This is a genomic window from Pseudomonas sp. D1-36 (assembly GCF_051132205.1).
GTDB lineage: Bacteria > Pseudomonadota > Gammaproteobacteria > Pseudomonadales > Pseudomonadaceae > Aquipseudomonas.
This window is the reverse complement of the sequence record NZ_CP071674.1, coordinates 1,645,738-1,671,923: the sequence shown is the minus strand read 5'-3', so window position 1 is coordinate 1,671,923 and position 26,186 is coordinate 1,645,738. Positions and strand designations below refer to the sequence as shown.

Sequence of the window (26,186 nt, the reverse complement as noted above, 5' to 3'; positions counted from 1 at the left end):
TGCAATCCGCTCTTCCATACCAAGTGGCAATGCCGGGCATTATACGGAGCAGCCAGAGCGCGACCAGCCCCGTCCGCAATTACCCATCGCTGTAGGAAGCTGACCACCAATTCCTAGGAAAATGCTGTCAACGTGAATGGAAAAGTCGTTCGGCTCGGTTAACATGCCCGCCATCCTTCTTCTATCCAAAGGCTGTGCCGTGTTCGTTGGCCCCACCCGTCCAGGCTCATCACTGCTATTGGCGCTGATCATCAGCCCGCCAGCGGTGGCCGACGACTTGTTCGTGGACAACCAGCCCCTCCCCCAGGTATTGACCGCCACGCGCCTGAAGCAGTCGCCGGCGGCGGTACCCGGCAGCATGACCGTGCTGGACCGTGAATTGATCAAGGCCAGCGGCGCTCGGGAGATCAGCGAATTGTTGCGCCTGGTGCCAGGCATGATGGTCGGCAACATCAGCGGCAACCAGCCCACCGCCAACTACCACGGCACCAGTGCCAGTGAAGCGCGGCGCATGCAAGTGCTGATCGATGGTCGCTCGGTGTACCGGGCCGGCCTGGCGACAGTGGACTGGAGCGATATACCGGTCGCCATGGAAGACATCGAGCGGATCGAAGTCTTTCGCGGCCCCAACACCGTCAGCTATGGCGCCAATGCACTGATGGCCGTCGTCAACATCATCACCCGCGCCCCGGCCGACAGCCACGGCACCCGTTTCAAGGTTACCCGAGGCCAGAACGGCATCAGCGACTGGTACGCCAGCCAGGGCACAGGCTGGGAAGACGGTGACATGCGATTGTCGCTGTCCGGCCAGCAAGACGACGGTTTTGACAGCAACCGCAACGGGGCCGACTACCGCGACAGCCGTCGCCTGAACCGCTTCAACCTGTCCGTCAGCCAAACCCTGGATGAATACCAGAGCATTGACTGGCAGTTGAATGCCAAGGAAGGGACCAACCAGCGGCCCTACACCTACCGTCCGGTGTTTGCCGGGATTACCGAAGCTGGGGATAACTCCGACGTCAGCGCCAAGGATTACGCCGCTTCGCTGCGTTGGAACCTGGACCTGAATCCTAACCACAGCCTTTATATCCAGGGTTCGATGCAGCATTGGGATCGCCAGCAGACTTGGCGCGCCTGCGATGCGGAGGTGTCGTTCAGCCCGCAATTGACCGATCTGTGGCAGCTCAACCCCAACTATGCCGAGAAGCTGGCGCGCAATATTCCCAGTTTCCTGAATACCGGGGTCCCCGCCGGCACGGCCCAGGAACAGGCACTGGCCAATCAAGTGCTCGACCAATGGCGAAACGGTGCTTCCCGGACACTGTGTGGCGATATCGACCAGAGCGCCCGGGAGTCGCGCTACGACCTTGAGGTTCAGGACACCCTCAGTCTTTCCGACAGCCTGCGGCTGGTCACCGGCGTGAATTATCGTTACGACCGGGCCGATTCGCAGACGTACTTCAACGGCACCCTGGACGACACCACCTACCGTTTGTTCGGCCAGCTCGAATGGCGGGCCAGCGAACACTGGTTGTTGCAGGGCGGCGCGATGTTCGAGGACGCACGCCTGACGGGCAGCTCGCTGACCCCTCGGATGGCAATCAACTACCTGATCACCCCGCGACACGGCCTCCGGGCGGTCTATTCCGAGGCGGTGCGCTCGCCGGACATGTTCGAGAACAACGTCAACTGGAGTTATCAAGTCACCAATCTACGGCCGGCCGCCTTTGGTCAGGACAGCGCCCGTTATTTCGTTCGAACGCGCGGCCCTGGCAACCTGGATCAGGAGCACATGCGCTCGCGTGAGCTTGGCTACAACGGTTATTTCATGGATTTGGGCCTGGCGGTGGACGTGAAGCTGTTCCACGACCAAATCACCGGAATGATCAGCGAACCATTGCGCAACAACCAGTACATCGCCAGCAACAGCAACGAATCGCAGTTCACCGGCGCCGAAACCCAATTCGATTGGCGGATGACAGCGGCCGACCGGCTGCGCCTGACCTACGCCTATGTCGATGCGCTGGCCAGCAACCCCCTCGACGAACAGCTGACCGCCCGCAACAGCGGTTCGGCCGGCTGGCTGCGCGATTGGGGCCGGGGCTGGAACAGCGCGGTTTTCTATTACGCCGCCGACGCCCTCAACGGTTACCGCTACGAACGGATCGACAGCCGCCTCGCCCGGCGCATTCCCCTGGGCAAAGCCAGCCTGGAAGTCGCGGGGACCCTGCAGCAACGCCTCGATGACCAGCCGACCACGTTCGTCGACAACCGCTACGATTCCCGCCATGTGGTGTATTTCAGCGCGGAGTTGTCCTTCTAGATGTCCCGGTGCCAACCCCGCACGACGCCCTTTCGTGGCCGCCTGTGGTGGTTACTGTGCCTGGCATTTGCCGGCCTGCTGGTCACGCTCGAGGCTCGGGCCGCCGAGGTCCTGTTGACAGGCGTCCAGGACAGCCCCGGCGTGCAGTCATTCACCCAGGCCTTGCAGGCCCGGCGTCCCCAGGACCGCGTGCGATTCACCCCATTGGCCAACCTGCCGGCGCCGGATCGGTTGCCGGATGACGTGCGCCTGATCCTGCTCGACCCGCCGAGCCTCGACTGGCGCCTGCAAACGCCTCGCGGGCCGGCCACTCTGGTGCTGCGGATCAGCCGTCAGCAAGCCCGGGAACGCCTGGGTGACGGGACGCCCGGACACCTGAGCCTGCTCTGGAGCGATCCACCGATGGGCCGGCAGTTGCGCCTGATTCGTCAGGTCCTGCCACAAGTACGGCGGGTCGGCGTGCTGTACGACAGGCACAGCGAGTTCCTGCTCAAGGACCTTCAGCAGGCAGCGTTGCCGCTGGGCCTGCAAATCGTCAGCGAACGCTGGGACGACATCAACGACAGCCGCCCTTTGCAAAACCTGCTGGGCCAAAGCGACGTCTTGCTGGGCCTCGACGACCCCGACCTTTATAACCCCAAGACCGTGAAGAACCTGCTGCTGAGCAGTTACGCCCGGCAACGCGCGCTGATCGGGCCAAGCGCCGCCTTCGTCAAGGCCGGCAGCCTGGCCAGCACCTACAGCGGCCAGGAAGACTGGCTGGCGATTCTCGACGAATTGCTGGACCGCCCCGCCGCCACGTGGCCGCGCAGCCTGTATCCGCCCCGCTTCAAAGTCTTGAGCAATCAACAGGTCGCTCGCTCGTTGGGGATCGAACCGATTGACGTCGAATCCGTCGCTACGCAGCTGGCAGAAGGAGAACACCGTCCATGACCTTGCGTCGCCGCTGGGATATCAATACCCGTACCCAGCTCATCGCCCTGGGGCCGGCACTGCTGCTGACGGTGCTGTTGATCAGCTTCTTCACCTTCGTGCGAATCCAGGACCTACGCCAGGAACTCAACCACACCGGGCAGCTGATCGCCAACCAACTCGCTCCAGCCGCGGAGTATGGCGTCATATCCGGTAACAATGATGTGCTGGAAAGCCTGCTGACGGCCACGCTCGCCACGCCTCACGTGCGCTTTTTGGAAGTCCAGGACCGCACCGAGCGGGTTCTCGTGTACGTGGAACAACCGTCGCAAACCCGCAACCATTCCCAGCAGGTCGAAGTATTCCAGGCCCCCGTTCGCCTGCAGCGCATTGCCCTCAACAATGATTTCCTGCAAGGCAACAGTCCGCCCACCGAGGCGGCCGGCGAGGATTACCTGGGCCGCGTCATTGTCGGCATGTCCAGCGACGCCTTCAGCCAACGGCAGCAGGAGATCCTGCTCAAGGCAGCGGTCCTGGCCCTGTTTGCGCTGCTGTTCACGTTCCTGGTGGCGCGCCGCCTGGCAGCGAGCCTGTCGCAGCCGATTCGCGACATCGGCCATGCGGTCAAGGCCATCCAGCAGGGTGATTACAGCAGGCCCTTGCCTATTGTCGACGACGGGGAATTGGGCGCCCTGTCGCGGCACATCAACAACCTGGCCGCGGGCCTCGAACAAGCAAGCCGCGAACAGCACCAGGCCATGGCTCAATTGATCAAGACCCGGGAGGAAGCAGAAAAGGCCAACAGCGCCAAGTCGGAATTCCTGGCGATGATGAGCCACGAACTGCGCACGCCCATGAATGGCGTATTGGGCATGCTGCAATTGCTGGAAACCACCCATATGACCGATGAGCAGCATGAATACACCGCGCTGGCATCGGAATCCACCGAGCACCTGTTGAAGGTCATCAACGACATTCTCGACTTCTCGCGCATCGAGCGTTCGGCGCTGGAGCTGGAGCACATCCCGTTCAACCTGGCCGAGCTGGTGGGCAGTTGCGCGCAGTCGTTCCAGCACAGCGCCGCGCAGCGCAAGCTGGGCCTGGACCTGCTGGTCCCCGACGACATGAAACCGCTGCAGGTACAAGGCGACCCGACGCGGATCCGGCAAATCCTGGTGAACCTGATCGGCAACGCGTTGAAATTCACCGACCAGGGCCGCGTTACGGTGCAGTGCCAGTGGCAGGCCCTTGATCACGAATTGCTGTGGTTCACCTGCACCGTGCGCGACAGCGGCATTGGCATCCCGGCCGAAAGCCTGGAGCGCATGTTCGACGCCTTCCAGCAGGCCGACAGTTCCATTTCAAGACGCTACGGCGGCACGGGCCTCGGCCTGCCGATCGCCCGCACCCTGGCCGAACGCATGGGCGGCACGCTGCGGGCCCAGAGCCAGGAAGGCCAGGGCTCGGTGTTTACCCTGGAAATCCCGCTGGCCCTGTCGCGCCTGGCGCCACCGACCCTGCCCCCGCGCCTGCCCGGCGGCGGTAGCAACGGAGAAGGCCGCAATGTCTTGTTGGTGGAAGACAATCCGGTTAACCAGACGGTGATCGAAGCGATGCTGCGCAGCCTCGGCTTCAAGGTCAGCGTCGCCACCGATGGCGCCCAGGCCGTACGTAGCGCCGAGAGCCTGATTTTCGAAGCGATCCTGATGGACTGCCGGTTGCCGGTCATCGACGGTTACGAAGCCACGCGGCAGATCCGCCAGTTGCCCGGCTGCACCGACGTGCCCATCATCGCCCTGACCGCCAATGCACTGCAGGGTGATCGCGAAGCGTGCCTGGCAGCGGGCATGAACGATTACCTGGCCAAACCCTTCAAACGAATCGACTTGCAGCAGATTCTGCAACGCTGGGTCGGGTAAATGCAGGGCCTAGGACTATCTGCGACTGGCGTGAAAGGCGAAAGTGCGGCAGTCTTAAGCACCCGGCCACGCCTCGATCGGGGAAGGAATAACTATTTCAGTGCACAGGTGTACATTGATTTTCCCGTGTGCTGTGACTTTCACTACAACGCAATAGTCTATGAGTAGGCTGCCGACTCGAGGCATGAACGCTTCGATCGGTCGGGAAGATTTGCCCCACCCTGCCGCATGGGACTATTGAGGAGCTCGCATGACCAAACAAAACGCCTTTACTCGGGAAGATCTGCTGCGCTGCAGTCGCGGTGAGCTGTTCGGCCCAGGTAACGCGCAACTGCCCGCCCCGAACATGCTGATGGTGGATCGCATCACCCATATCAGCGATGAGGGTGGCAAGTACGGCAAAGGTGAATTGGTCGCCGAGCTGGATATCACTCCGGACCTGTGGTTCTTCGCCTGCCATTTCGAAGGCGATCCGGTGATGCCCGGCTGCCTGGGCCTGGATGCCATGTGGCAACTGGTCGGCTTCTTCCTCGGCTGGCAAGGCCTGCCGGGTCGCGGCCGCGCCCTGGGTTCGGGCGAAGTGAAGTTCTTCGGTCAGGTACTGCCGACTGCGAAGAAGATCACCTATAACATCCATATCAAACGCGTCCTCAAGGGCAAGCTGAACATGGCCATCGCCGATGGTTCGGTGGCTGTCGACGGTCGCGAGATCTACACCGCCGAAGGCCTCCGGGTTGGCGTTTTCACTTCCACTGACAACTTCTAAGGGTTATCCGCATGCGCCGCGTCGTTATCACTGGTCTGGGCATCGTTTCGTGCCTGGGCAATGACAAAGAGACCGTCTCCGCTAACCTGCGTGCAAGTCGCCCTGGCATCCGGTTCAATCCGGAATATGCCGAAATGGGTCTGCGTAGCCAGGTTTCCGGCTCCATTGACCTGAACCTCGAAGAGCTGATCGATCGCAAGATCTACCGTTTCGTCGGCCACGCAGCGGCTTATGCCTACCTGGCCATGAAAGACGCCATCGCTGACTCCGGCCTGACCGAAGAGCAGGTCTCCAACGTACGGACCGGCCTCGTAGCAGGTTCCGGCGGCGCCTCCACCTTGAACCAGATGGAAGCGCTGGACATCCTGCGCGAAAAAGGCGTCAAGCGTGTCGGCCCGTACCGCGTCACGCGGACCATGAGCAGCACCGTTTCGGCCTGCCTGGCCACGCCGTTCAAGATCAAGGGCCTGAACTACTCCATCGCTTCCGCCTGCGCCACCAGTGCCCATTGCATCGGTACCGCCATGGAACAGATCCAGATGGGCAAGCAGGACATCGTGTTCGCCGGTGGCGGTGAAGAAGAACATTGGAGCCAGTCGTTCCTGTTCGACGCCATGGGCGCCCTGTCCAGCAAGCGCAACGACGCGCCGGAAAAAGCCTCCCGTGCCTACGACGCCGACCGTGACGGTTTCGTCATCGCCGGCGGTGGTGGCATGGTCGTGGTCGAGGAGCTGGAACACGCCCTCGCCCGTGGCGCGAAGATCTACGCGGAAATCGTCGGCTACGGCGCCACCTCCGACGGCTATGACATGGTCGCACCGAGCGGTGAAGGTGCCGTGCGCTGCATGCAGATGGCCATGTCCACCGTCGATGCACCGATCGACTACCTGAACACCCACGGCACCTCGACCCCGGTCGGCGACGTCGCGGAAATGAAGGGTGTGCGCGAAGTGTTCGGCGACAAGGCCCCGGCCATCAGCTCCACCAAGAGCCTGTCGGGTCACTCCCTGGGCGCCGCCGGCGTTCACGAAGCGATCTACTGCATGCTGATGATGGAAGGCAACTTCATGGCCGGTTCCGCCAACATCGACGAACTGGATCCGGAAGTGGCCGACCTGCCTATCCTGACCCAAACTCGCGAGAACGCCACCATCAACACCGTGATGAGCAACAGCTTCGGCTTCGGTGGCACCAACGCTACCCTGGTGATGAAGCGCTGGCAGGGCAAGTAATTCCCGCTGGTACGCCACACACGAAAACGCCCCGACTGGTTCGGGGCGTTTTTTTGTCTGACGGATATGCCTGAATTCCTTGTGGGAGCGAGCCTGAACTGGTCAAGTAATCTTGGACACCGATTAAGGTTCACGCCGCCAACCTTTCCTTCGCGACCGGCGACCTGTAGTCGTTGTAGCTGTGAGGCCTGCTGATGTTGTAGCGCGAGACATAGCGCTGCACGTCTGCCCGGGCCTCATGTTCCAGTTTGTAGCCCGTTTCAGGAACCCACTCTGATTTCAAACTACCAAAGAAACGCTCCATGGGGGCGTTGTCCCAGCACTCGCCTTTACGGCTCATACTTTGCCTAAACCCGTGTTTCACAAGCTCGTTTCGGAATTTATGACTGGTGTACTGACAACCTTGGTCTGAATGAAACAACACATCCTGGGGGTGGCCGCGTAGCTCAACCGCCATGCGTAGCGCTTCGCAGGTCAGGTTGGCATCAGAAATCATCGAGAACGACCAACCCACGATCCTCCGAGCGTACAGATCCAGAACGGCGGCGAAGTACATCCACCGCTTGCCGACCTTGATGTAAGTCACGTCGCCACACCACACCTGGTTAACCGCCGTTACATCAAATTTTCGCTTGAGCACGTGCGGCGCCACCAATGCCTCAACGCCCGGCGACTTGTACTTATGGCGCCTGCGCTGACGACTAGCGATGCCAGCTTCGCGCATCAAACTGCGAGCCATATAACGTCCGATACGATGCCCTTTGGCTTTTAGCTCCTTGGACAAAGTACGTGCGCCGGCCGACTCTCTGGACGCCCTGTGGTGCCTGACCAGCGCGGCTTTGAGCTTGTCCCGTTCAGGATTTGCTCTGCCTTGGCGCTGGCGCCAGGCGTAGAAACTACTGCGGTTGATCCCAAACGCCCGGCAACACCTTTTAACGCCGTATTGCTCGTCCAGCTCATCGATCAGCGTGAATGATCTTTGGCGTCCAAAAGCAGGAGAGCACTGGCCTTTTTTAGGATTTCAATGTCCAGGTCTTTCTCCCTGAGTAGGGCTTTGAGCCTCTGGATTTCTCGCTGATCAGCGGTAATCGCCTTGGCCCCTACCGGGGTCGAACCCAGGCGTTCTTTTTGCACTTGATCGACCCAGCGGCGCAGAGCAGTGGGGCCGATATCTAGGCTGGCACAGACCTCGGTAACCGGCTGGCCTTCATCCAGCACCATGCTGGCAGCCTTGAGCTTGAACTCACTCGAATAAGATTTACGCATATCCAAACACCTCAGATTTGGGCGCTATCATAGCGCCCGATTGAAGTGTCCAAAATCATTAGGCCAGTTCAGCCTGCTCGCGAAAGCGGAGTATCAAGCAACAACGCTCTGACTGTCATACCGCCTTCGCGAGCAGGCTCGCTCCCACACTTTGATCTGTGCAAATGAAGTTTCAGCGCACGACAAACCGTTGCTGCGTCAACAGCCGATCCCCCTGGAACACCATGAACCGCCACTCCCCCGGCACCACTTCGTGGCTTTCGGTAAATTCATAGGCCATGACGTCCTGGGGCGCGCCGGCCACCAGTTTCTGGATGACTTCGAATTTGTCGTGGCGTACGCCATCGGGTGTGCGGATACCGGGGGTGAAGTACAACAGGGTCAACGGCTGGCCGTCAGCGACCTTGCCCGCCAACTGATAGCGCATGCCGAACTTGGTGCCCAGCTTGGCCGGAACACTTTCGGTCTGGCGGATCTGCTCATTGCTGCGACGCAAGACCCGCTCGCCCGATTGCAACTCGGCCTTCGGCCCTTCGAATACCCCATATTCCACCGGGCCTTCGACACGAACTTCCGCCTGGGCCAGGCCGCAGGTCAACAACAGCGCGAGCAGTGCGCTTGAACGGGTGAGGTGCATGGTGCGCTCCTTGATTGAGATGAGCGCGAGGGTATGACGCGGGGGTGACAGGCTGATGACAAAGCGGTGTTCAACAGGCCAGCTAACGCCCGGATACAGGGTTGACCTGTGGCGAGGGAGCTTGCTCCCTCGCCACAAGAGCGGGCTCAGCGGGTGACTGAGCGCGGCAACACGGCCAGAAAGTTGTCCCGCGCCACCTTCCGCGCCACATCCTCAGGCAAGGCATCCAGGAACGGATCGAAGCTGTGCAACTCCTTACCCAATTTGTTGAATCGTCCTACCACGTCCGATCCCACCATGAACCGCTCCGGGAAGCGCTCCACCAGTTTCAACCATTCATCCCGGGGCTTGCCCGCCTCATCCAGTAGATACGGCGTGAGCATGCTCCAGGACAGGTCGATGAAAAGATTGGGATAAGACTCCAGCATCCGCGTCAGGGTCGGCAGCAGAAAATCCAGCCGGGTCTGGTGCCGGTGAATTTCCATGCTCGTGCCGGCATGGGCCCAGATGAACCGTGTGTGTGGATGGTTGCGCAGCGGTTCTTCGATTTCTGCCAGGTACAGCGGATTTCTCTCACGCTTGGACGTGATGTTGGAATGCAGCATCACGGGCAGATCATTCTCCGCCGCCAGGTGATAGATGCGGGTCATGGCTTCGTTGTTGGCGCGCGGCGTGTCGCCGGAGGTCAGCGCCGTCAGGTCGTCATGACGGGTGAACACTTCGCCGATGCCTTGCCACAGCCCCGGATAGAGATCGAGCATGCGTTGGATATGCGCATCGGAGTTCTTGTCATTGGGGTTGAAGCCCGACAGGAATGGATGGAAATGCTGGCGTTGCTCAGCGGGGAGCTTGGACACCGCGGCAGCGACAATCACATCGGTGGCGCTGTACCAATAGGCGTCCGCATCGTCACCGGCGTAGTAACGCGGTCGCTTGGGTTCGTCTTCGTGCCATTTCTTCGCCACGGGCACGCCGGAAATCATCACATGCTCGATGCGATTGTCCGCCATGGCCTTGAGGAGCTTGGCCATGCCGGCGGTTTCCTGGAAGAAATCGACGTAATGCAGGTGCGCATCACTGTAGGCATATTCGCGAGCCGAGGCGGTGCTGCACGTAACGGCCAGCAGGCAGGCGAACATCAAACGGATCGAGGGCACGGGCATTCTCCATAGGCCATGAGCAGCATAGACCCCAGCCGTCCCGCCTGGGTTCAAGCCGGCGCTGCCGTCCGTTGCAACCTCGGGTTATGCTCTGCCCATCCGTCGTTCAACCTGGAAGACACCATGACCGCTCCCCTCATCGTTCGTCCCCGCGCAGAAGACGTGGAAGGCCAGCCGATTCTTCGGCCCTTGCCGTCCGCTAAATGCCGCAGCGTTGGACCTTTCGTGTTTTTCGACCATATGCTGCAAACGTCCTACCCGGCCGGTCGAGGCATGAACATTCGCCAACATCCACACATCGGTCTGTCCACCCTCACCTACTTGTTCGAGGGCCAGATCCAGCATAAGGACAGCCTGGGTTCCGATCAGGTGGTAAACGCCGGGGATGTCAGTTGGATGACCGCCGGCAGCGCCATTGCCCATGTCGAGAGGACACCAAAAGCGTTGTTGGAGAGCGGCTTCGTGCTGCATGGGCTGCAAATCTGGCTGGCCTCGCCCAAGTCTCACGAGGAAGGTCCGGGGCACTACAGCCATCATCCGGCACAGAGCCTGCCGGTCAGTGAGAACCTGGGGGTGAGCATCCGCATGATCGCCGGGTCAGGCTTTTGCCTGGAATCGCCGGTGCCGGTGCTGTCTCCTACGCTTTATGCCGAACTGAACCTGCAGACCGCAACGACGTTGCTGATTCCCACGGAACATGAAGAACGCGCACTGTACATCCTGGACGGCGAGGCGCAGTTGGACGGTGAGCCGCTTGAGCCCCATTCGCTGGTGATATTGCCTGCCGGGGAAGAAATGACGCTGTCTGCCGACACCGAGTGCCATGCCGTGCTGTTCGGCGGTGCGCCCTTGGATGGGCCACGGCGGATGAATTGGAATTTCGTCTCCAGCGACCCGGCCCGCATAGACGAAGCCCGCCGACGCTGGGCGGCCGGTGACTGGCCAACCGTACCAGGGGAAAGCGAGCGGATCGAGTTGCCCTGATTCAAGGGTTGCCTGTCAGGCAGACATCGCGAGCAAGCTCGCGCCCTCACTGAATCGGTGCGGTTCACAAATGCCGAGAACAACTTGATCCAATGTGGGAGCGAGCTTGCTCGCGATGGCTTTGTACCAGACAAAAGAGATCCGGGCCCGACGTCAGCCCTTGAACACTTCATCCAGCAGGTTATGCATCGAGCGGAACGCCCGTCCGGCGACCTTGGCGTCGTACATCATCTTGCCAGGCACATTGGCCTGCGGGTCGGTGAACGAGTGCACCGCACCGCCGTAGCTCAGCAATTGCCAATCCACCCCAGCCGCGTTCATTTCATCTTCGAAGGCCGGCAGCTGTTCCTTTGGCACCAGCGGGTCGGAGGCGCCGTGCAGGACCAATACCGCGCCCTCGATGTTCTGGGCATCAGCCGGGTTCGGCGTATCCAGGGTGCCGTGGAATGAGATCGTCGCTTTCAGGGGTGCGCCAGTGCGAGCCAACTCCAAGGCGCAGCATCCCCCAAAGCAAAAACCAAAAGCGGCCAGCTTCGCCGTGTCGACCTTCGCTTGGTCCTGGCTCTGCAGTTGCTCGAACGCTGCCTGCATGCGCTTGCGCAACAACGCCCGGTCGTTCTTGAGCGGCATCATCGCCGCTCCCGCCTCATCGGCATTGCTCGGGCGCACTGTTTGCCCGTAAAGGTCGGCAATCAGCACCACATATCCGTTTGCCGCCACAGACCTGGCGATTTCCTCGGCCCCCGCCCCAACACCCATCCAGTTCGGCGCCATCAGCAAACCCGGACGTGGGCCCTGTTGATTGACGTCGAAGGCCAGGCGCCCCTCATAACTTTGACCATCGACCTGATAGACCAGCGAACGAACCGTAACCTGACTCATGACGGACTCCTCTTTGACTGAACACCAGAAATGACAAAACCCGCCGAAGCGGGTTTTGTCTCACTTGATCAAGCTGACAGTTCAACCAACAGCTTGTTCAGGCGACGTACATACGCAGCCGGGTCTTTCAAGCTGTCGCCAGCCGCCAGGGCCGCCTGGTCGAAGAGAATGTGCGACAGGTCGCCGAAACGCTCTTCGTTCTGCTCGTTGTCGAGCTTCTCCACCAGCGGGTGGGCCGGGTTGAATTCAAAGATCGGCTTGGAGTCCGGGACTTTCTGTCCGCTGGCTTCGAGGATCTGGCGCATCTGCAAACCGAGGTCTTGCTCACCGATGGCCAGGATCGCCGGGGAATCGGTCAAGCGGTGGGAAACCCGCACTTCGCTGACGGCTTCGCCCAAGGCAGTCTTGATCCGCTCGACCAGGCCTTCCTTGCTCTTGGCGACTTCTTCGGCAGCTTTCTTGTCTTCTTCCGAATCCAGGTTGCCAAGGTCGAGATCGCCACGGGCCACATCGACGAAGCTCTTGCCGTCGAACTCGTTGAGGTAGCTCATCAGCCACTCGTCGATGCGATCGGTCAGCAGCAGCACTTCGATGCCTTTCTTGCGGAAGACTTCCAGGTGCGGGCTGTTCTTGACCTGTGCATAAGTCTCGCCGGTCAGGTAGTAGATCTTGTCCTGTCCTTCCTTGGCGCGAGCCAGATAGTCGGCCAGGCCAACGATCTGTTCGCCATCCTCACCCTGGGTCGAGGCAAAGCGCAGCAGGCCAGCGATCTTCTCTTTATTGGCGAAGTCTTCGGCCGGACCTTCTTTCATGACCTGGCCGAAGTTTTTCCAGAAGTTCTTGTACTGCTCGGGCTCGTTCTTCGCCAGTTTCTCCAGCATGTCCAGCACGCGCTTGGTCAGCGCCGACTTCATGGAGTCGATGATCGGATCTTTCTGCAGGATTTCCCGCGAAACGTTCAGCGACAGGTCATTGGAATCCACCACACCCTTGATGAAGCGCAGGTAAAGCGGCAGGAACGATTCGGCCTGGTCCATTACGAACACGCGCTGCACGTAAAGCTTCAGGCCACGTGGCGCTTCGCGCTGGTACAGGTCGAACGGCGCGCGGGCCGGCACGTACAGCAGCGAGTTGTATTCCAGCTTGCCTTCGACCTTGTTATGGCTCCAGCTCAGCGGATTTTCGTAATCGTGGGCGATGTGCTTGTAGAACTCCTGGTATTCCTCGTCCTTTACCTCGGTGCGCGGACGGGTCCACAAGGCACTGGCGCGGTTGACGGTTTCCCATTCCACTTCGGGCTTTTCTTCGCCTTCGGCAGCGGTGGCTTCCTTCGGCAGCTCGATCGGCAGCGCGATGTGGTCGGAGTACTTCTTGATGATGTTGCGCAGGCGCCAGCCATCGGCGAACTCGTCTTCGCCAGACTTGAGGTGCAGGACGATGCGGGTGCCGCGATCGGCCTTGTCGATGGTCGCGACCTCAAACTCGCCCTCGCCCTTGGAGGACCAGTGCACGCCTTCGCTCGGGGCGAGGCCGGCACGGCGGCTGAACACTTCAACGTGATCGGCAACGATGAACGCGGAATAGAATCCGACGCCGAACTGACCGATCAGGTGGGAATCCTTCTTCTGGTCGCCAGACAGGTTTTTCATGAAATCGGCGGTGCCGGACTTGGCGATGGTGCCCAAGTGCGTGATCACCTCGTCGCGGCTCATGCCGATACCGTTGTCTTCGAGGGTGACGGTCTTGGCGTCCTTGTCGAAGCTCACACGGATTTTCAGCTCGGCACCGCCCTCCAGCAGTTCTGGCTTGGACAGCGCTTCGAAACGTAATTTGTCGACAGCGTCGGAGGCGTTCGAAATCAGCTCGCGGAGGAAAATTTCCTTATTCGAATACAGCGAGTGAATCATCAGGTGCAGCAGTTGCTTCACCTCGGTCTGGAAGCCCAGGGTTTCCTTTTGAGTTTCCACGCTCATGGTCATCAAACTCCAAGTGGATGGTGGTGTCCGCCTCGCAGAGAATGGCGGCGGGATGTCCACAAGGTGGGGGCAACGTTGATGATTTCAAGGGCCGCTCGGCCTGGAGGGCGCCGGGATCTTGAAATGGGCACGGGCGGTGGCAATGGGTTCGGCTTCGGACTCTTGCCAGGCCGTGACCGCCACGTTGGCCACGCGCCGCCCTTGGCGCCAGACCTGGCACCGGGCAAAGGTGTCGCGGAACTGCCCGGCACGCAGGTAATCCAGGGAAAAATCGATGATCTTCGGCACACCAGTCGCACGGGTGGCAATCAGCAGATGAACGGCGGCCGACAGCTCCATGAATCCGGCGATGACCCCGCCGTGGATAGCGGGCAGTAAAGGGTTACCGATGTTGTCTTTATTGGCCGGCAGGCGAAACAGCAGATCATCACCCTGGCGGGTGCATTCGACGCCGATGAGCCGCGCATAGGGAATCGAAGCCAGCAGCATCGCGACGTCACCCTGCTCGCAAGCCTGGCGCAGTTGCACCTCGGTAAGATCGGTCATGGTGTCAGCGCGGCAGCCGTGGGGCCGCCTCCCTTGAGTCCTCGGGCGCTATCGCCCAGGCGCATGAAAGTACCCACGACGTGGGCAATGGGCTGCTCGGGATCATCCTGATAGGCAAATCCCCGGCTGAAAATCACATCCGGCGTCACCCGATAGCATTGGGCGAAGCCATAGATGGCCTTGTTGGGCCTGGCAGCGTGCATGTAGTCGATGCGCAGGTCCAATGTCGGGCAGACTTCGAATTGCGGCAGTACACATAAGGTCGACATGCCGCAGGCGGTGTCCATCAATGAAGTCAGCGCTCCGCCATGGACAATGCCCGTCAGGGGATTGCCGACAAGATGCGCGCTGTAGGGCAACTCCAGCGTCAACCCATCGCGACTGGCGCTGTGCAGTTTGATGCCTAGCACGTGGCAATGCCTGAGCGCCGATAAAAAACGGGTCGCGCGCTCAAAAACGGGATCTTCAGCCATTGACCGATAACTCCTTCAGGGACTTTCAGGTGCACCCGGCAAAGTTCCATCGGTGTGCAAAGTTATATATCTAACGAGCGAGAGGAACTTAACCCTGAGGGCACGGTTCAAAAGGCCAGTAGTTATATCCATAAGGAGAAACACCCCATGCGTAAGACTTTAGCTATTGCCTTGATGTTGGCCGCCTCTCTCGGTCTCGCTGCCTGCGATAAAAAATCCGAGGACAAGGCTCAAGATGCCCAACAACACGCTGAACAAGCTCAGCAAGACATGAACAAAGCACAGGATAAAGTGAACGACGCGGCGAAAGAAAACGCCGAAGCCGCCAAAGATCAGGCTGAATCGAACAATGCCGCGCAACAGGAACAAGCCCCTGCCGACGCGCCTAAAACCAACTGATACGGTTTTAGCAGTAAAAGAAAACCCGCCTGGTGCGGGTTTTCTTTTGCCTGCGATTCAACCAGCCACGCCGTCAGGCGGTTTCCTTGCCGGTTTCGGGCGCTGGCGCCTCGGTAGGCGTATAGACCATGACGTTCAGCACGTCCGAATGGAACTCGCGCTGATACAACACAAAGACCACGCCGGCGCTCATCAACATGAACAACCACGGGCTGACGAACCAGGCCAACATGGTCATGCCGAAATAATAGGAACGCAAACCGAAGTTGAACTGGTTGGCCGCCATGGAAATAACCCGCGCCGCCCTCGAAGCAAAGGCCTTGCGCTCAAGCTCGGACACGTGCCGCTCACCGATCATCGGCGCCGACCCCACCAGGACGGCGGCGAAATTGTATTGGCGCATGCACCAGCTGAACGTGAAGAACGCATAGACGAACACCAACGCCAGACACAGCAGCTTCACTTCCGCCATGCCTTGGGAGGCCTGCTGCACCAGCGGCAGGTCAGCCAGCAACGAAACCGCTCGATCAGACGCTCCGAGCACCGTCAGGATACCCGCCAGGATAATCAACGTACTGGAGGCAAAAAACGACGCGTTGCGCTCCAAGTTGCCGATCACGCTGGCGTCGGCGATGCGGTTGTCACGCAGCAACATGCGTCGCATCCAGTCTTCACGGTACAAATGCATAACGCTGGCCAAGCATGCCGTGTCGCGAGCCTTCCAAGAGGCATACCGGGTATAACCGGCCCAGCAGATGACGAACCATACCGCGGCCAGGAGATGGATCAGGTTGGCTTGGATGAATGACATGCAATTCCCTGTGGCAGAAACAAATCGGTGGCAATAGTATCAGCGAACCCTGTGGGAGACACCGCGGGCAAAAAAATGCCCCGTATCGACTGATACGGGGCATTTCGGTCTTATCGGTGAGCTGCAGCGAGACGCTTAAGCCAAGGCTTCGCTGCGCTTGCCCAGCAACCGATCGCACACCACAGCGACCGCCAGGGTCATGACCGAAGGCACCAGCCACGCCAGGCCTTGCTCGCTCAACGGCAGATGGGCCAGTTGCGCCGGCATCCAATCCGCCAGCCCTGCCCCCTTGAGCGCATCGATCAAGCCGAACAGGAACGACACCAGCATGACCGGGCCGACAATCCGACCTTGCTCGTGCCAGAAATCCTTGCAGAAGCTCAGGGCCACCAGCGCGATACAAGGTGGATAGATCGCAGTCAGGACCGGGATCGAGAAGGCAATCAGCTTGGTCAGGCCCAGGTTGGACACCAGCAGCGAAAATGCCGCGAGGATGATCACCAAGGTCTTGTAGGACAGCGGCAGTACACGGCTGAAGTACTCGGCGCAGGCGCAGGTCAGGCCGACGGCGGTCACCAGGCATGCCAGGGAAATCAACACCGCAAGGAAGCCGCTGCCCAGGCTGCCGAAGGTGTGCTGTACGTAGGCGTGCAACACAGCGGCGCCGTTGGTCGCGCCCGCCGCCACTTCGTGGCTACCGGAGCCCAGGCGGAACAGGCTGACATAAACCAGCGCCAGCCCCACACCGGCAATCAGCCCGGCGATGATGGCGTAACGGGTGATCAAGGCCGGCGACTCGACGCCCCGAGAACGGATGGCGTTGACGATAACAATGCCGAACACCAGAGCGCCGAGGGTATCCATGGTCAGGTAACCATTGATGAAGCCTTGGGAAAACGGAGCCGCCACGTACTCGGGTGTCGCCACGCCGATATCGCCTGCGGGCAGCGCAAACGCAGCGATGCCGAGCACGGCCAGGGCGATGATTTTCAGCGGCGCGAGAAAGCGCCCGACGGTATCGAGCAGGCGCCCTGGATAGAGCGAAATGAAGAACACCAGCAGGAAGTACACCGCGCTATAGAGAAACAGCGCCAACGGACTTTCGCCGGTCAGCGGCGCCAGGCCTACTTCAAACGATACGGTGGCGGTTCGGGGCGTGGCGAACAGCGGGCCGACCGCCAGGTAACAGACTGCCGCCAGCAAGCCACCGGCAATCTTGCCGATTGGGCTGCTCAACGCGTCCATCGCGCCACCGACTTTCGCCAGCGCAACGACGGTGATCACCGGCAACCCAACCGCAGTGATCAGGAAGCCCAACGCCGCCATCCAGACATGAGGCCCGGACTGCAAACCAACGATAGGCGGGAAGATGATATTGCCGGCCCCGACGAACAGGGCAAATGTCATGAAACCAAGCGCCAGGATGTCCTGACCTTTCAACACTTTCATTAAGGAAACCACACTACTGAATCGGAATTTAGAGAGGGATTTCCCTGAAGGGTGAGGGAAATGCTGCCGATCCGTATGGGATCGACCCGTTGAGCGCATCGCCGCCTTGTGGGCCGCGGTCGCAAAATTGGCCGCCAGACTAACGAATTTGGCGGAAAAACGCACTGTTACAGGGCGAACTATCCGATACACGACGTTTCTGTGTCGCGTTTACGTATCTATTTTTCCGGTTAACCGGGTTCGCACAAGGGCAAACGCGACCCAATGCCAGAAACGACAAAGGCCACCCGAAGGTGGCCTTTGTTGCTGAAACAAAAAAGTCAGCCGAAGCTTACTTCTTCATTTCCCAGCCAGTCAGCTCGGCCAGGGCCTTGCCGATGTCTGCCAGCGAACGCACGGTTTTCACGCCTGCGTCTTGCAGCGCAGCGAACTTCTCGTCTGCAGTGCCTTTGCCGCCAGAGATGATTGCGCCAGCATGGCCCATGCGCTTGCCCGGAGGAGCAGTCACACCAGCAATGTAGGAAACAACCGGCTTGGTCACGTTGGCCTTGATGTAGGCAGCGGCTTCTTCTTCAGCGGAACCGCCGATCTCACCGATCATGACGATCGCTTCGGTCTTCGGGTCTTCCTGGAACAGCTTCAGGATGTCGATGAAGTTGGAGCCTGGGATCGGGTCACCGCCGATGCCGACGCAAGTCGACTGACCGAAACCGGCGTCAGTGGTCTGCTTCACGGCTTCGTAAGTCAGGGTACCGGAACGGGAAACGATACCGACCTTGCCTGGCAAGTGAATGTGACCTGGCATGATGCCGATCTTGCATTCGCCTGGAGTGATCACGCCTGGGCAGTTAGGGCCGATCAGGGTGATACCCAGTTCGTCGCACTTGACCTTGGCTTCCAGCATGTCGATGGTCGGGATGCCTTCGGTGATGCAAACGATCAGCTTGATGCCGCCGAACGCTGCTTCAAGGATGGAGTCCTTGCAGAAAGGAGCTGGAACGTAGATCACGCTGGCGGTGGCGCCAGTGGCCGCTACGGCGTCTTTCACGGTGTTGAAGACAGGCAGGCCCAGGTGTTCGGTGCCGCCCTTGCCCGGAGTTACACCGCCAACCATCTGGGTGCCGTACTCGATGGCTTGCTGGGTGTGGAAACTACCTTGCGAACCGGTAATGCCCTGGCAGATAACCTTGGTGTCTTTGTTGATCAGGACGCTCATTATTTGCCCTCCGCAGCTTTAACGACTTGTTGAGCAGCGTCGGTCAGGCTGGTAGCAGCGATGATGTTCAAACCGCTTTCTGCCAGTACTTTAGCGCCCAGCTCAGCGTTGTTGCCTTCGAGGCGAACAACAACCGGGATTTTCACGCCGACTTCTTTCACGGCGCCGATGATGCCTTCGGCAATCATGTCGCAACGAACGATGCCGCCGAAGATGTTGACCAGTACTGCAGCGACGTTGGTGTCGGACAGGATGATCTTGAACGCTTCGGTAACGCGTTCCTTGGTAGCACCGCCGCCCACGTCGAGGAAGTTGGCTGGCTTGCCGCCGTGCAGGTTGACGATGTCCATGGTACCCATGGCCAGGCCGGCACCGTTGACCATGCAGCCGATGTTGCCTTCCAGGGCTACGTAGTTCAGTTCGAACTTGGCAGCGTGCGCTTCGCGCGGATCGTCTTGCGACGGATCGTGGAAAGTCTTCAGCTTAGGCTGACGGTACATGGCGTTGGCGTCGATGTTGATCTTGGCATCGAGGCAGTGCAGATCGCCGTCGGCCTTGATCACCAGCGGGTTCACTTCCAGCAGTGCCAGGTCGTGGTCCTGGAACAGCTTGGCCAGGCCTACGAAGATCTTGGCGAACTGAGTGACCTGCTTACCTTCCAGGCCCAGCTGGAATGCCAGCTCGCGACCCTGGAACGGCTGTGCGCCAACCAGTGGATCGATGGTGGCCTTGAGGATTTTCTCAGGGGTGTCGTGAGCGATTTTCTCGATGTCCACGCCACCTTCGGTGGAAGCCATGAACACGATGCGGCGGCTCGAACGGTCAACGACAGCGCCCAGGTACAGCTCTTTAGCGATATCAGTGCACGATTCAACCAGGATCTTGGTGACTGGCTGACCGTTGGCGTCGGTCTGGTAGGTCACCAGACGCTTGCCCAGCCACTGCTGTGCGAAGGCTTTGGCGTCTTCTTTGCTGCGAACCAGCTTGACGCCGCCCGCTTTACCGCGACCACCGGCGTGAACCTGGGCTTTGACGACCCATTCGCTGCCGCCGATTTTGTCGCAAGCTTCTGCTGCCGCTTCCGGGGTGTCTACAGCGTAGCCGGTGGATACTGGCAGGCCGTACTCAGCGAACAGCTGCTTACCCTGATACTCGTGAAGATTCATGCTTATTACCGTCTTCGTTAGGTACTGCGCATTCGGTGCTGCACCGTTGTGGTGCCGCACCACCTGTGACTGCTGCTTGCGTAGCGTTCCGGTCAACCGGTGCTGCTACGCAAGACTGCGTCCAGCGGACATTCCGCGGTGAGTCTTGCGCGCAAGGCTCACGACGGGCCGATACCGCCGTGGTTTCTTATTATCTATTAACGCTTCTTGCGGTTGGCCACGTGGATGGCGCCGCCATTCACAGCCAGGGCCGCTTCGTGCAAGGCTTCGGACAGGGTCGGATGGGAGAAGACCATCATGCCCAGGTCCTCGGCGCTGGTGCCGAATTCCATACCGATCGCGCCTTGCTGGACCAGCTCGGCAGCGCTTGGGCCGATGACGTGAACGCCCAATACGCGATCCGTCTTGGCATCGGCGATGACTTTCACGAAACCACCGGTATCGTTGGCTGCCATGGCACGGCCACTGGCGGCGAACGGGAAGGTGCCGACGTTAACTTCAACGCCTTCGGCTTTCAAGGCCTGCTCGGTTTTACCAACCCATGCGATTTCCGGGTGGGTGTAGATAACCGATGGGATCAGGTCGTAGTTCATCTGGGCCTTGTGGCCCTTGATGCGCTCGACGACCATGATGCCTTCTTCGGAAGCCTTGTGGGCCAGCATCATGCCGCGAACCACGTCACCGATGGCGAAGACGCCCGGTACGGCGGTTGCGCAATGGTCATCGACCGCGATGAAACCGCGCTCGTCGATTTCCACGCCGCAATCGGCGGACAGCAGGTCGGTGGTCACTGGACGACGGCCGACGGCCACGATCAGCTTGTCAAAGGTGATGGTCTGTTCGCCGTTGGCGTCGGTGTAGTTCACCACGACTTCGTCGCCGTTGACCTTGGAGCCGGTCACGCGGGCGCCCAGTTTGATGTCCAGGCCTTGCTTGGTCAGGGTCTTCAGCGCTTCCTTGGAAACCGCGGCGTCGGCGGCCATCAGGAAGGTGTCGAGGGCTTCGAGCACGGTCACTTCAGCGCCCAGGCGCGACCATACCGAACCCAGCTCGAGGCCGATCACGCCAGCGCCGATCACGCCCAGGCGTTTTGGCACGGTCTGGAATTCCAGGGCGCCGGTGGAATCGACAATCACATTCTGGTCGACTGGAGCAGGCGGGATATCGATCGGACGCGAGCCTGGCGCCAGGATGACGTTTTCGGCTTCGATCACTTCAACCGAGCCGTCCGGCTTGGTCACTTCGACTTTCTTGCCCAGCAGCAGTTTGCCGTGGCCTTCGATGGAGGTCACGCCGTTGGCCTTGAACAGGGTGGCGACACCGCTGGTCAGGTTCTTGACGATGCCAGCCTTTCGGCCAACCATCGCGGCGACGTCCATTTTCACTTCACCGGTAGAGATACCGTGAACGTTGAAGCTTTCTTTCGCTTCCTTGTATTTCCAGGAGCTGTCCAGCAGCGCCTTGGAAGGAATGCAACCGACGTTCAGGCAAGTACCGCCCAAGGCCTGTTTGCCTTCCTTGTCGGTGTATTTCTCGATGCAGGCAGTGGTAAGGCCCAGTTGCGCAGCCTTGATGGCCGCTACGTAGCCACCAGGGCCCGCACCAATCACTACCACGTCGAATTTCTGAGTCATGAGTCATTCCTTTTCGAATCAAACCGGACGATCACTTGTGATGACCGTCGAGGGACGAAACCGGTTGTTTCAGCAAGAGGCCGGTCGACAGACCGGCCCTCGCGGCGAAAATCAGATATCCAGCAGCAGACGAGCCGGGTCTTCAAGCAGGTTCTTGATGGTTACCAGGAACGTCACGGCTTCTTTGCCGTCGATCAGGCGGTGATCGTAGGACAGTGCCAGGTACATCATCGGACGAATCACGACCTGACCGTTGATCGCCATCGGACGCTGCAGGATGTTGTGCATGCCCAGGATAGCCGCTTGCGGCGGGTTGACGATCGGGGTCGACATCATCGAACCGAATGTACCACCGTTGGTGATGGTGAACGTACCGCCGGTCATCTCTTCGATGGACAGCTTGCCGTCACGGGCCTTCTTGCCGAAGGTAGCGATGCCGCCTTCGATTTCGGCCAGGCTCATCAGCTCGGCGTTGCGCAGGACCGGAACCACCAGGCCACGGTCGCTGGAGACCGCAACACCGATGTCGGCGTAGCCGTGGTACACGATGTCGGAACCGTCGATCGACGCGTTGACGGCCGGGAAGCGTTTCAGCGCTTCGGTGGCAGCCTTGACGAAGAACGACATGAAGCCCAGGCGTACGCCGTTGTGGGACTTCTCGAACAGGTCCTTGTACTTCGAACGCAGGGCCATGACTTCGGTCATGTCGACTTCGTTGAACGTGGTCAGCATCGCCATGTTCGACTGGGCTTCAACCAGGCGCTCGGCGACCTTGGCACGCAGGCGGGTCATCGGAACGCGTTTTTCAACGCGGTCACCGGCAGCGAACACTGGCGCGGAAGCGGCAGGCGCGGCTGGCTTGGCCGGGGCAGCGGCTGGAGCGGCTTTCTTGGCGGCAACGGCTGCAACCACATCTTCCTTGGTCACGCGACCGCCTTTGCCGGTACCGGCAACGGAAGCGATGTTGATGCCGTTTTCTTCAGCCAGCTTGCGAGCGGCCGGAGCGGCGACTGGATCGTCTTCGCCCGAGGCAGCAGGCGCGTCGGCTTGAGCAGCAGCCGGTGCGGCAGCGGCGGCTGGAGCGGCGGCGGCAGCACCGCCCTCTTCGATGGAGCCCAGGACTTCAGCGGACAGCACGGTGTCGCCTTCGTTCTTGACGATAGCGCCCAGGACGCCGTCAGCTTCGGCCAGTACTTCCAACACGACCTTGTCGGTTTCGATGTCGACGATCAGTTCGTCGCGCTTGACCGCGTCGCCCGGTTTTTTGTGCCAGGTGGCAATGGTGCCATCGGCAACCGATTCCGGGAAAGTGGGGGCTTTGATCTCGATAGCCATTATCTGTGGTTCCTTAAATTCGGTTTCAGGTGCGCGAAGGCATTAAACGGTAAAGGCATCTTGCAGCAGCTTTTCCTGCTGCTCGGCGTGCATCGATGCATAACCACAAGCAGGTGCCGCAGACGCATCACGGCCGGCATATTCAAGGCCCAGGGCCTTGTTATGGTTGCCGATGCTGCGACGCAGGTGATGCTGGCTGCTGTACCACGCGCCTTGGTTCATCGGTTCTTCCTGACACCACACCACATGGGTGAGGTTGGTGTAAGGCGCGATGGCCTCCATCAGGTCCTCTTCCGGGAACGGGTAAAGCTGCTCGATACGCACGATGGCGATGTCTTCGCGGCCTTCGGCACGACGTTTTTCCAGCAGGTCGTAGTAGACCTTGCCGCTGCACAGGATCAGGCGAGTCACCTTCGCTGCGTCCAGGGTATCGATTTCCGAAATGACGGTCTGGAACGAGCCTTCGGCCAGGTCTTCGAGCGTGGAAATCGCCAGTTTGTGACGCAGCAACGACTTCGGTGTCAGCACGATCAGCGGCTTGCGCAGCGGACGGATGACCTGACGACGCAGCAGGTGGTAGATCTGCGCCGGGGTCGTTGGTACGCAAACCTGGACGTTGTGCTCGGCGCACAGTTGCAGGTAACGCTCCAGACGCGCCGAAGAGTGCTCCGGCCCCTGCCCTTCATAACCGTGTGGCAACAGCATGGTCAGGCCGCAGAGACGACCCCACTTGTGCTCGCCGCTGGTGATGAACTGGTCGACAACCACCTGGGCACCGTTGGCGAAGTCGCCGAACTGGGCTTCCCAGATCACCAGCGCATTCGGCTCGGTGGTGGAATAGCCATATTCGAACGCCAGGACGGCTTCTTCGGACAGCAGCGAATCGTACAGGTCGAAACGTGGCTGGCCCTTGTACAGGTGTTGCAGCGGGATGTAGGTGCTGGCGTCTTTCTGGTTGTGCAGCGCCGCGTGACGGTGCGAGAAAGTGCCGCGGCCTACGTCCTGGCCGGTGATGCGAATCGGGTGACCTTCGAACGCCAGGGTCGCGTACGCCATGGTTTCGGCGTAACCCCAGTTGATCGGCAGGCCGCCGGCTTGCATCTTCTGCCGGTCTTCGTAGATCTTCGCGACCTGACGCTGGACCACAAAGCCTTCCGGGATTTCCAGCAGCTTGGCGGACAGTTCCTGCAAGGTCTTGAGATCGAAGCGCGTGTCGTGACGAGCGGTCCAGGCGTGGCCCAGGTAAGGACGCCAGTCCACGAACAGTTCCTTGTTCGGTTCCTTGACCAGGCTCTTCACAACGTGCAGGCCGTTATCCAGGGCGTTGCGATATTCATCGACTTTTTCCTGGACGCGCTCGGCATCCAGAACACCGCTCTGGGTCAGGCGCTCGGCGTACAGCTCACGGGTGGTGCGCTGCTTGGCGATCTGCTGGTACATCAGCGGCTGGGTGCCGCTTGGCTCGTCGGCCTCGTTGTGGCCGCGACGACGGTAGCAGACCAGGTCGATCACCACGTCGCGCTTGTACTGCATGCGGTAGTCGATGGCCAGCTGGGTCACGAACAGCACGGCTTCCGGGTCATCGCCATTCACATGGAGAATCGGCGCCTGGATCATTTTCGCGACGTCGGTTGCGTACTCGGTGGAACGCGAGTCCAGCGGGTTGCTGATGGTGAAACCGACCTGGTTGTTGATGACGATGTGAACCGTACCACCGGTCTTGAAACCGCGGGTCTGGGACATCTGGAAGGTTTCCATGACCACGCCTTGACCGGCGAATGCCGCGTCACCGTGGATGGAAATTGGCAATACCTTCTCACCGGTCGGATCGTTGCGACGATCCTGACGCGCACGGACGGAACCCTCGACCACCGGGGAAACGATTTCCAGGTGGGACGGGTTGAACGCCATGGCCAAGTGGACTTCGCCACCTGTGGTCATCACGTTGGACGAGAAGCCCTGGTGATACTTCACGTCACCGGAACCCAGCTCGACCTTCTTCTTGCCTTCGAACTCGTCGAACAGCTCGCGTGGGTTCTTGCCGAAAGTGTTGACCAGTACGTTCAGACGGCCACGGTGGGCCATGCCGATAACGACTTCCTTGGTGCCGTAGGAACCGGAGCGCTGGATCAGCTCGTCCAGCATCGGAATCAGGCTTTCGCCGCCTTCCAGGCCGAAACGCTTGGTGCCTGGGTATTTGGTGCCCAGGTATTTTTCCAAGCCTTCACCGGCGGTGACGCGCTCGAGCAAGTGGCTCTTGATGTCGGCGGAGTACGTCGGACGGCCACGAACGCTTTCCAGACGCTGCTGGAACCACTGGCGCTGCTCGGAATCGGTGATGTGCGTGAATTCAGCGCCGATGGTGCGGCAATATGTCTGCTGCAACGCTTCGTGAATTTCGCGTAGGCTCGCTTCCTCTTTGCCGATGAACAGGTCGCCGGCACGGAAGGTCGTATCAAGATCGGCATTGGTCAAGCCGTAATGAGTGATCGACAGGTCTGCAGGAGCAGGACGCTGCCACAGCCCCAGCGGGTCCAGCTGGGCTGCCTGGTGGCCACGCATCCGGTAGGCCTGGATCAGTCGCAGCACTTCAACTTGCTTCTTCTCATGCTCGGAGCTCACGCTGCCGGCAGAAACCGGTTGAGCGCGGCGCTGGTTCTTTGCCAGCAGCACGAAATGATCGCGAATCGTCGAGTGCGAAACATCGGTGGCAGAGTTACCGTCAGCCGGCAACTTCTGAAAGTAGGTGCGCCATTCTTCTGGCACAGCGTTAGGGTCGTGCAGGTAGAGCTCGTAGAGCTCTTCCACATAGGCAGCGTTACCACCGGAGAGGTGGGCACTGTTCCACATGCGCTGCATCACGCTTTCTTGCATGCTTGGTCACCCTCGATTAGGGGAACACCACCGGCGAAAACACCGAGCAAACTTGCAGAAGTCCGAGTGCAGCGACTAAAACAAGCCACTTAGGATCACGCTGATAGTCCGGGTACCAGCCCGGATGCCCCTGCTTGTCTCATTTCTTCAAAATAAGAACGACCGCTTTGTGAGCGGCTGTTCTGGTTATAGCCAGGACGTGGGTTGAAGCCCACGCCCTCGCCTC

At 60.1% G+C, this 26,186-nt stretch carries 21 protein-coding genes; 7 read left to right on the top strand and 14 right to left on the bottom strand.

Features of this window, described 5'->3' with window-relative positions:
• Positions 1-163 precede the first annotated feature (163 nt).
• The 5 genes from J3P76_RS07565 to fabB all read left to right on the top strand — a co-directional run bounded on the left by J3P76_RS07565 (position 164) and on the right by fabB (position 7,152).
• Entirely contained in the window at positions 164-2,323 is a 2,160-nt protein-coding gene (locus J3P76_RS07565; protein ID WP_434701705.1) for a TonB-dependent receptor plug domain-containing protein, read from the top strand.
• Entirely contained in the window at positions 2,324-3,256 is a 933-nt protein-coding gene (locus J3P76_RS07560; RefSeq protein WP_434701704.1) for an ABC transporter substrate-binding protein, read from the top strand. It begins immediately after the preceding gene.
• Positions 3,253-5,154, top strand: a complete 1,902-nt coding sequence (locus J3P76_RS07555; protein ID WP_434701703.1) for an ATP-binding protein — start codon at positions 3,253-3,255, stop codon at positions 5,152-5,154. The genes J3P76_RS07560 and J3P76_RS07555 overlap by 4 nt, the downstream gene beginning before the upstream one ends.
• A gap of 250 nt (positions 5,155-5,404) precedes the next feature.
• Positions 5,405-5,920, top strand: coding sequence for a 3-hydroxyacyl-[acyl-carrier-protein] dehydratase FabA (gene fabA, locus J3P76_RS07550; RefSeq protein WP_030138344.1), 516 nt, complete (start codon positions 5,405-5,407; stop codon positions 5,918-5,920).
• Positions 5,921-5,931: 11 nt separating this feature from the next.
• On the top strand, positions 5,932-7,152 hold the full coding sequence (gene fabB, locus J3P76_RS07545) for a beta-ketoacyl-ACP synthase I (protein WP_420766921.1): 1,221 nt from the start codon (positions 5,932-5,934) through the stop codon (positions 7,150-7,152).
• Between the two features lie 130 nt (positions 7,153-7,282).
• Here fabB and J3P76_RS07540 read toward each other — a convergent pair.
• The 3 genes from J3P76_RS07540 to J3P76_RS07530 form a co-directional block, all read right to left on the bottom strand.
• Positions 7,283-8,418, bottom strand: a protein-coding gene (locus J3P76_RS07540) for an IS3 family transposase (RefSeq protein ID WP_434627779.1) whose coding sequence is annotated in 2 segments (ribosomal slippage) — positions 7,283-8,169 and positions 8,169-8,418 — 1,137 coding nt in all. Because the reading frame shifts where the segments join, the coding sequence is not laid out codon by codon here.
• Between the two features lie 172 nt (positions 8,419-8,590).
• Positions 8,591-9,055 (bottom strand): DUF3859 domain-containing protein, encoded by a 465-nt coding sequence (locus tag J3P76_RS07535; protein ID WP_434701701.1) that lies wholly within the window; start codon positions 9,053-9,055, stop codon positions 8,591-8,593.
• A 146-nt stretch (positions 9,056-9,201) separates the two neighbouring features.
• On the bottom strand, positions 9,202-10,218 hold the full coding sequence (locus J3P76_RS07530; RefSeq protein WP_434648583.1) for an amidohydrolase family protein: 1,017 nt from the start codon (positions 10,216-10,218) through the stop codon (positions 9,202-9,204).
• Positions 10,219-10,338: 120 nt separating this feature from the next.
• Here J3P76_RS07530 and J3P76_RS07525 point away from each other — a divergent pair, with 120 nt between their 5' ends.
• Complete coding sequence (locus J3P76_RS07525) at positions 10,339-11,199, top strand: pirin family protein (protein WP_434701700.1); 861 nt, start codon at positions 10,339-10,341, stop codon at positions 11,197-11,199.
• Between the two features lie 153 nt (positions 11,200-11,352).
• Here the strand turns inward: J3P76_RS07525 and J3P76_RS07520 are convergent, their stop codons facing one another.
• From J3P76_RS07520 to J3P76_RS07505, 4 genes are all read right to left on the bottom strand, one after another.
• Positions 11,353-12,081 (bottom strand): dienelactone hydrolase family protein, encoded by a 729-nt coding sequence (locus J3P76_RS07520; protein WP_420766925.1) that lies wholly within the window; start codon positions 12,079-12,081, stop codon positions 11,353-11,355.
• 68 nt (positions 12,082-12,149) lie between these two features.
• Positions 12,150-14,054, bottom strand: coding sequence for a molecular chaperone HtpG (gene htpG, locus J3P76_RS07515; protein WP_434676025.1), 1,905 nt, complete (start codon positions 14,052-14,054; stop codon positions 12,150-12,152).
• A gap of 87 nt (positions 14,055-14,141) precedes the next feature.
• Positions 14,142-14,603 carry a PaaI family thioesterase gene (locus J3P76_RS07510; protein ID WP_434648589.1) on the bottom strand — a complete coding sequence of 154 codons (462 nt, stop codon included), beginning with the start codon at positions 14,601-14,603 and terminating at the stop codon, positions 14,142-14,144.
• Positions 14,600-15,076: a PaaI family thioesterase gene (locus J3P76_RS07505; RefSeq protein WP_420766928.1), complete on the bottom strand. Its 477-nt coding sequence runs from the start codon at positions 15,074-15,076 to the stop codon at positions 14,600-14,602. Before J3P76_RS07505 ends, J3P76_RS07510 begins: the two co-directional genes overlap by 4 nt.
• Before the next feature lie 147 nt (positions 15,077-15,223).
• Here J3P76_RS07505 and J3P76_RS07500 point away from each other — a divergent pair, with 147 nt between their 5' ends.
• Positions 15,224-15,475 (top strand): hypothetical protein, encoded by a 252-nt coding sequence (locus J3P76_RS07500; RefSeq protein ID WP_420766929.1) that lies wholly within the window; start codon positions 15,224-15,226, stop codon positions 15,473-15,475.
• A gap of 73 nt (positions 15,476-15,548) precedes the next feature.
• Here J3P76_RS07500 and J3P76_RS07495 read toward each other — a convergent pair whose 3' ends face one another.
• The 7 genes from J3P76_RS07495 to J3P76_RS07465 all read right to left on the bottom strand — a co-directional run bounded on the left by J3P76_RS07495 (position 15,549) and on the right by J3P76_RS07465 (position 25,960).
• Positions 15,549-16,286, bottom strand: coding sequence for a DUF599 domain-containing protein (locus tag J3P76_RS07495; protein ID WP_434701698.1), 738 nt, complete (start codon positions 16,284-16,286; stop codon positions 15,549-15,551).
• A gap of 135 nt (positions 16,287-16,421) precedes the next feature.
• Positions 16,422-17,735, bottom strand: coding sequence for a branched-chain amino acid transport system II carrier protein (gene brnQ, locus J3P76_RS07490; RefSeq protein ID WP_420766931.1), 1,314 nt, complete (start codon positions 17,733-17,735; stop codon positions 16,422-16,424).
• A gap of 331 nt (positions 17,736-18,066) precedes the next feature.
• A complete protein-coding gene (gene sucD / locus J3P76_RS07485; protein WP_039594137.1) occupies positions 18,067-18,951 on the bottom strand; it encodes a succinate--CoA ligase subunit alpha in 885 nt (294 codons plus the stop codon).
• Positions 18,951-20,117: an ADP-forming succinate--CoA ligase subunit beta gene (sucC, locus tag J3P76_RS07480; RefSeq protein WP_003179235.1), complete on the bottom strand. Its 1,167-nt coding sequence runs from the start codon at positions 20,115-20,117 to the stop codon at positions 18,951-18,953. The genes sucD and sucC overlap by 1 nt, the downstream gene beginning before the upstream one ends.
• 197 nt (positions 20,118-20,314) lie before the next feature.
• Entirely contained in the window at positions 20,315-21,751 is a 1,437-nt protein-coding gene (gene lpdA, locus J3P76_RS07475) for a dihydrolipoyl dehydrogenase (RefSeq protein WP_434560075.1), read from the bottom strand.
• 111 nt (positions 21,752-21,862) lie between these two features.
• On the bottom strand, positions 21,863-23,086 hold the full coding sequence (gene odhB, locus J3P76_RS07470; protein ID WP_420766933.1) for a 2-oxoglutarate dehydrogenase complex dihydrolipoyllysine-residue succinyltransferase: 1,224 nt from the start codon (positions 23,084-23,086) through the stop codon (positions 21,863-21,865).
• Positions 23,087-23,128: 42 nt separating this feature from the next.
• The gene (locus J3P76_RS07465) at positions 23,129-25,960 is read right to left on the bottom strand and encodes a 2-oxoglutarate dehydrogenase E1 component (RefSeq protein WP_420766934.1); all 2,832 of its coding nucleotides are present in this window, start codon (positions 25,958-25,960) and stop codon (positions 23,129-23,131) included.
• Positions 25,961-26,186 lie beyond the last annotated feature (226 nt).

Coding starts and splice junctions, on each gene's coding strand:
- J3P76_RS07565 (WP_434701705.1), top strand. CDS start 164: ATGCCCGCCATCCTTCTTCTATCCAAAGGCTGTGCCGTGTTCGTTGGC.
- J3P76_RS07560 (WP_434701704.1), top strand. CDS start 2,324: ATGTCCCGGTGCCAACCCCGCACGACGCCCTTTCGTGGCCGCCTGTGG.
- J3P76_RS07555 (WP_434701703.1), top strand. CDS start 3,253: ATGACCTTGCGTCGCCGCTGGGATATCAATACCCGTACCCAGCTCATC.
- fabA (WP_030138344.1), top strand. CDS start 5,405: ATGACCAAACAAAACGCCTTTACTCGGGAAGATCTGCTGCGCTGCAGT.
- fabB (WP_420766921.1), top strand. CDS start 5,932: ATGCGCCGCGTCGTTATCACTGGTCTGGGCATCGTTTCGTGCCTGGGC.
- J3P76_RS07535 (WP_434701701.1), bottom strand. CDS start 9,055: ATGCACCTCACCCGTTCAAGCGCACTGCTCGCGCTGTTGTTGACCTGC.
- J3P76_RS07530 (WP_434648583.1), bottom strand. CDS start 10,218: ATGCCCGTGCCCTCGATCCGTTTGATGTTCGCCTGCCTGCTGGCCGTT.
- J3P76_RS07525 (WP_434701700.1), top strand. CDS start 10,339: ATGACCGCTCCCCTCATCGTTCGTCCCCGCGCAGAAGACGTGGAAGGC.
- J3P76_RS07520 (WP_420766925.1), bottom strand. CDS start 12,081: ATGAGTCAGGTTACGGTTCGTTCGCTGGTCTATCAGGTCGATGGTCAA.
- htpG (WP_434676025.1), bottom strand. CDS start 14,054: ATGAGCGTGGAAACTCAAAAGGAAACCCTGGGCTTCCAGACCGAGGTG.
- J3P76_RS07510 (WP_434648589.1), bottom strand. CDS start 14,603: ATGACCGATCTTACCGAGGTGCAACTGCGCCAGGCTTGCGAGCAGGGT.
- J3P76_RS07505 (WP_420766928.1), bottom strand. CDS start 15,076: ATGGCTGAAGATCCCGTTTTTGAGCGCGCGACCCGTTTTTTATCGGCG.
- J3P76_RS07500 (WP_420766929.1), top strand. CDS start 15,224: ATGCGTAAGACTTTAGCTATTGCCTTGATGTTGGCCGCCTCTCTCGGT.
- J3P76_RS07495 (WP_434701698.1), bottom strand. CDS start 16,286: ATGTCATTCATCCAAGCCAACCTGATCCATCTCCTGGCCGCGGTATGG.
- brnQ (WP_420766931.1), bottom strand. CDS start 17,735: ATGAAAGTGTTGAAAGGTCAGGACATCCTGGCGCTTGGTTTCATGACA.
- sucD (WP_039594137.1), bottom strand. CDS start 18,951: ATGAGCGTCCTGATCAACAAAGACACCAAGGTTATCTGCCAGGGCATT.
- sucC (WP_003179235.1), bottom strand. CDS start 20,117: ATGAATCTTCACGAGTATCAGGGTAAGCAGCTGTTCGCTGAGTACGGC.
- lpdA (WP_434560075.1), bottom strand. CDS start 21,751: ATGACTCAGAAATTCGACGTGGTAGTGATTGGTGCGGGCCCTGGTGGC.
- odhB (WP_420766933.1), bottom strand. CDS start 23,086: ATGGCTATCGAGATCAAAGCCCCCACTTTCCCGGAATCGGTTGCCGAT.
- J3P76_RS07465 (WP_420766934.1), bottom strand. CDS start 25,960: ATGCAAGAAAGCGTGATGCAGCGCATGTGGAACAGTGCCCACCTCTCC.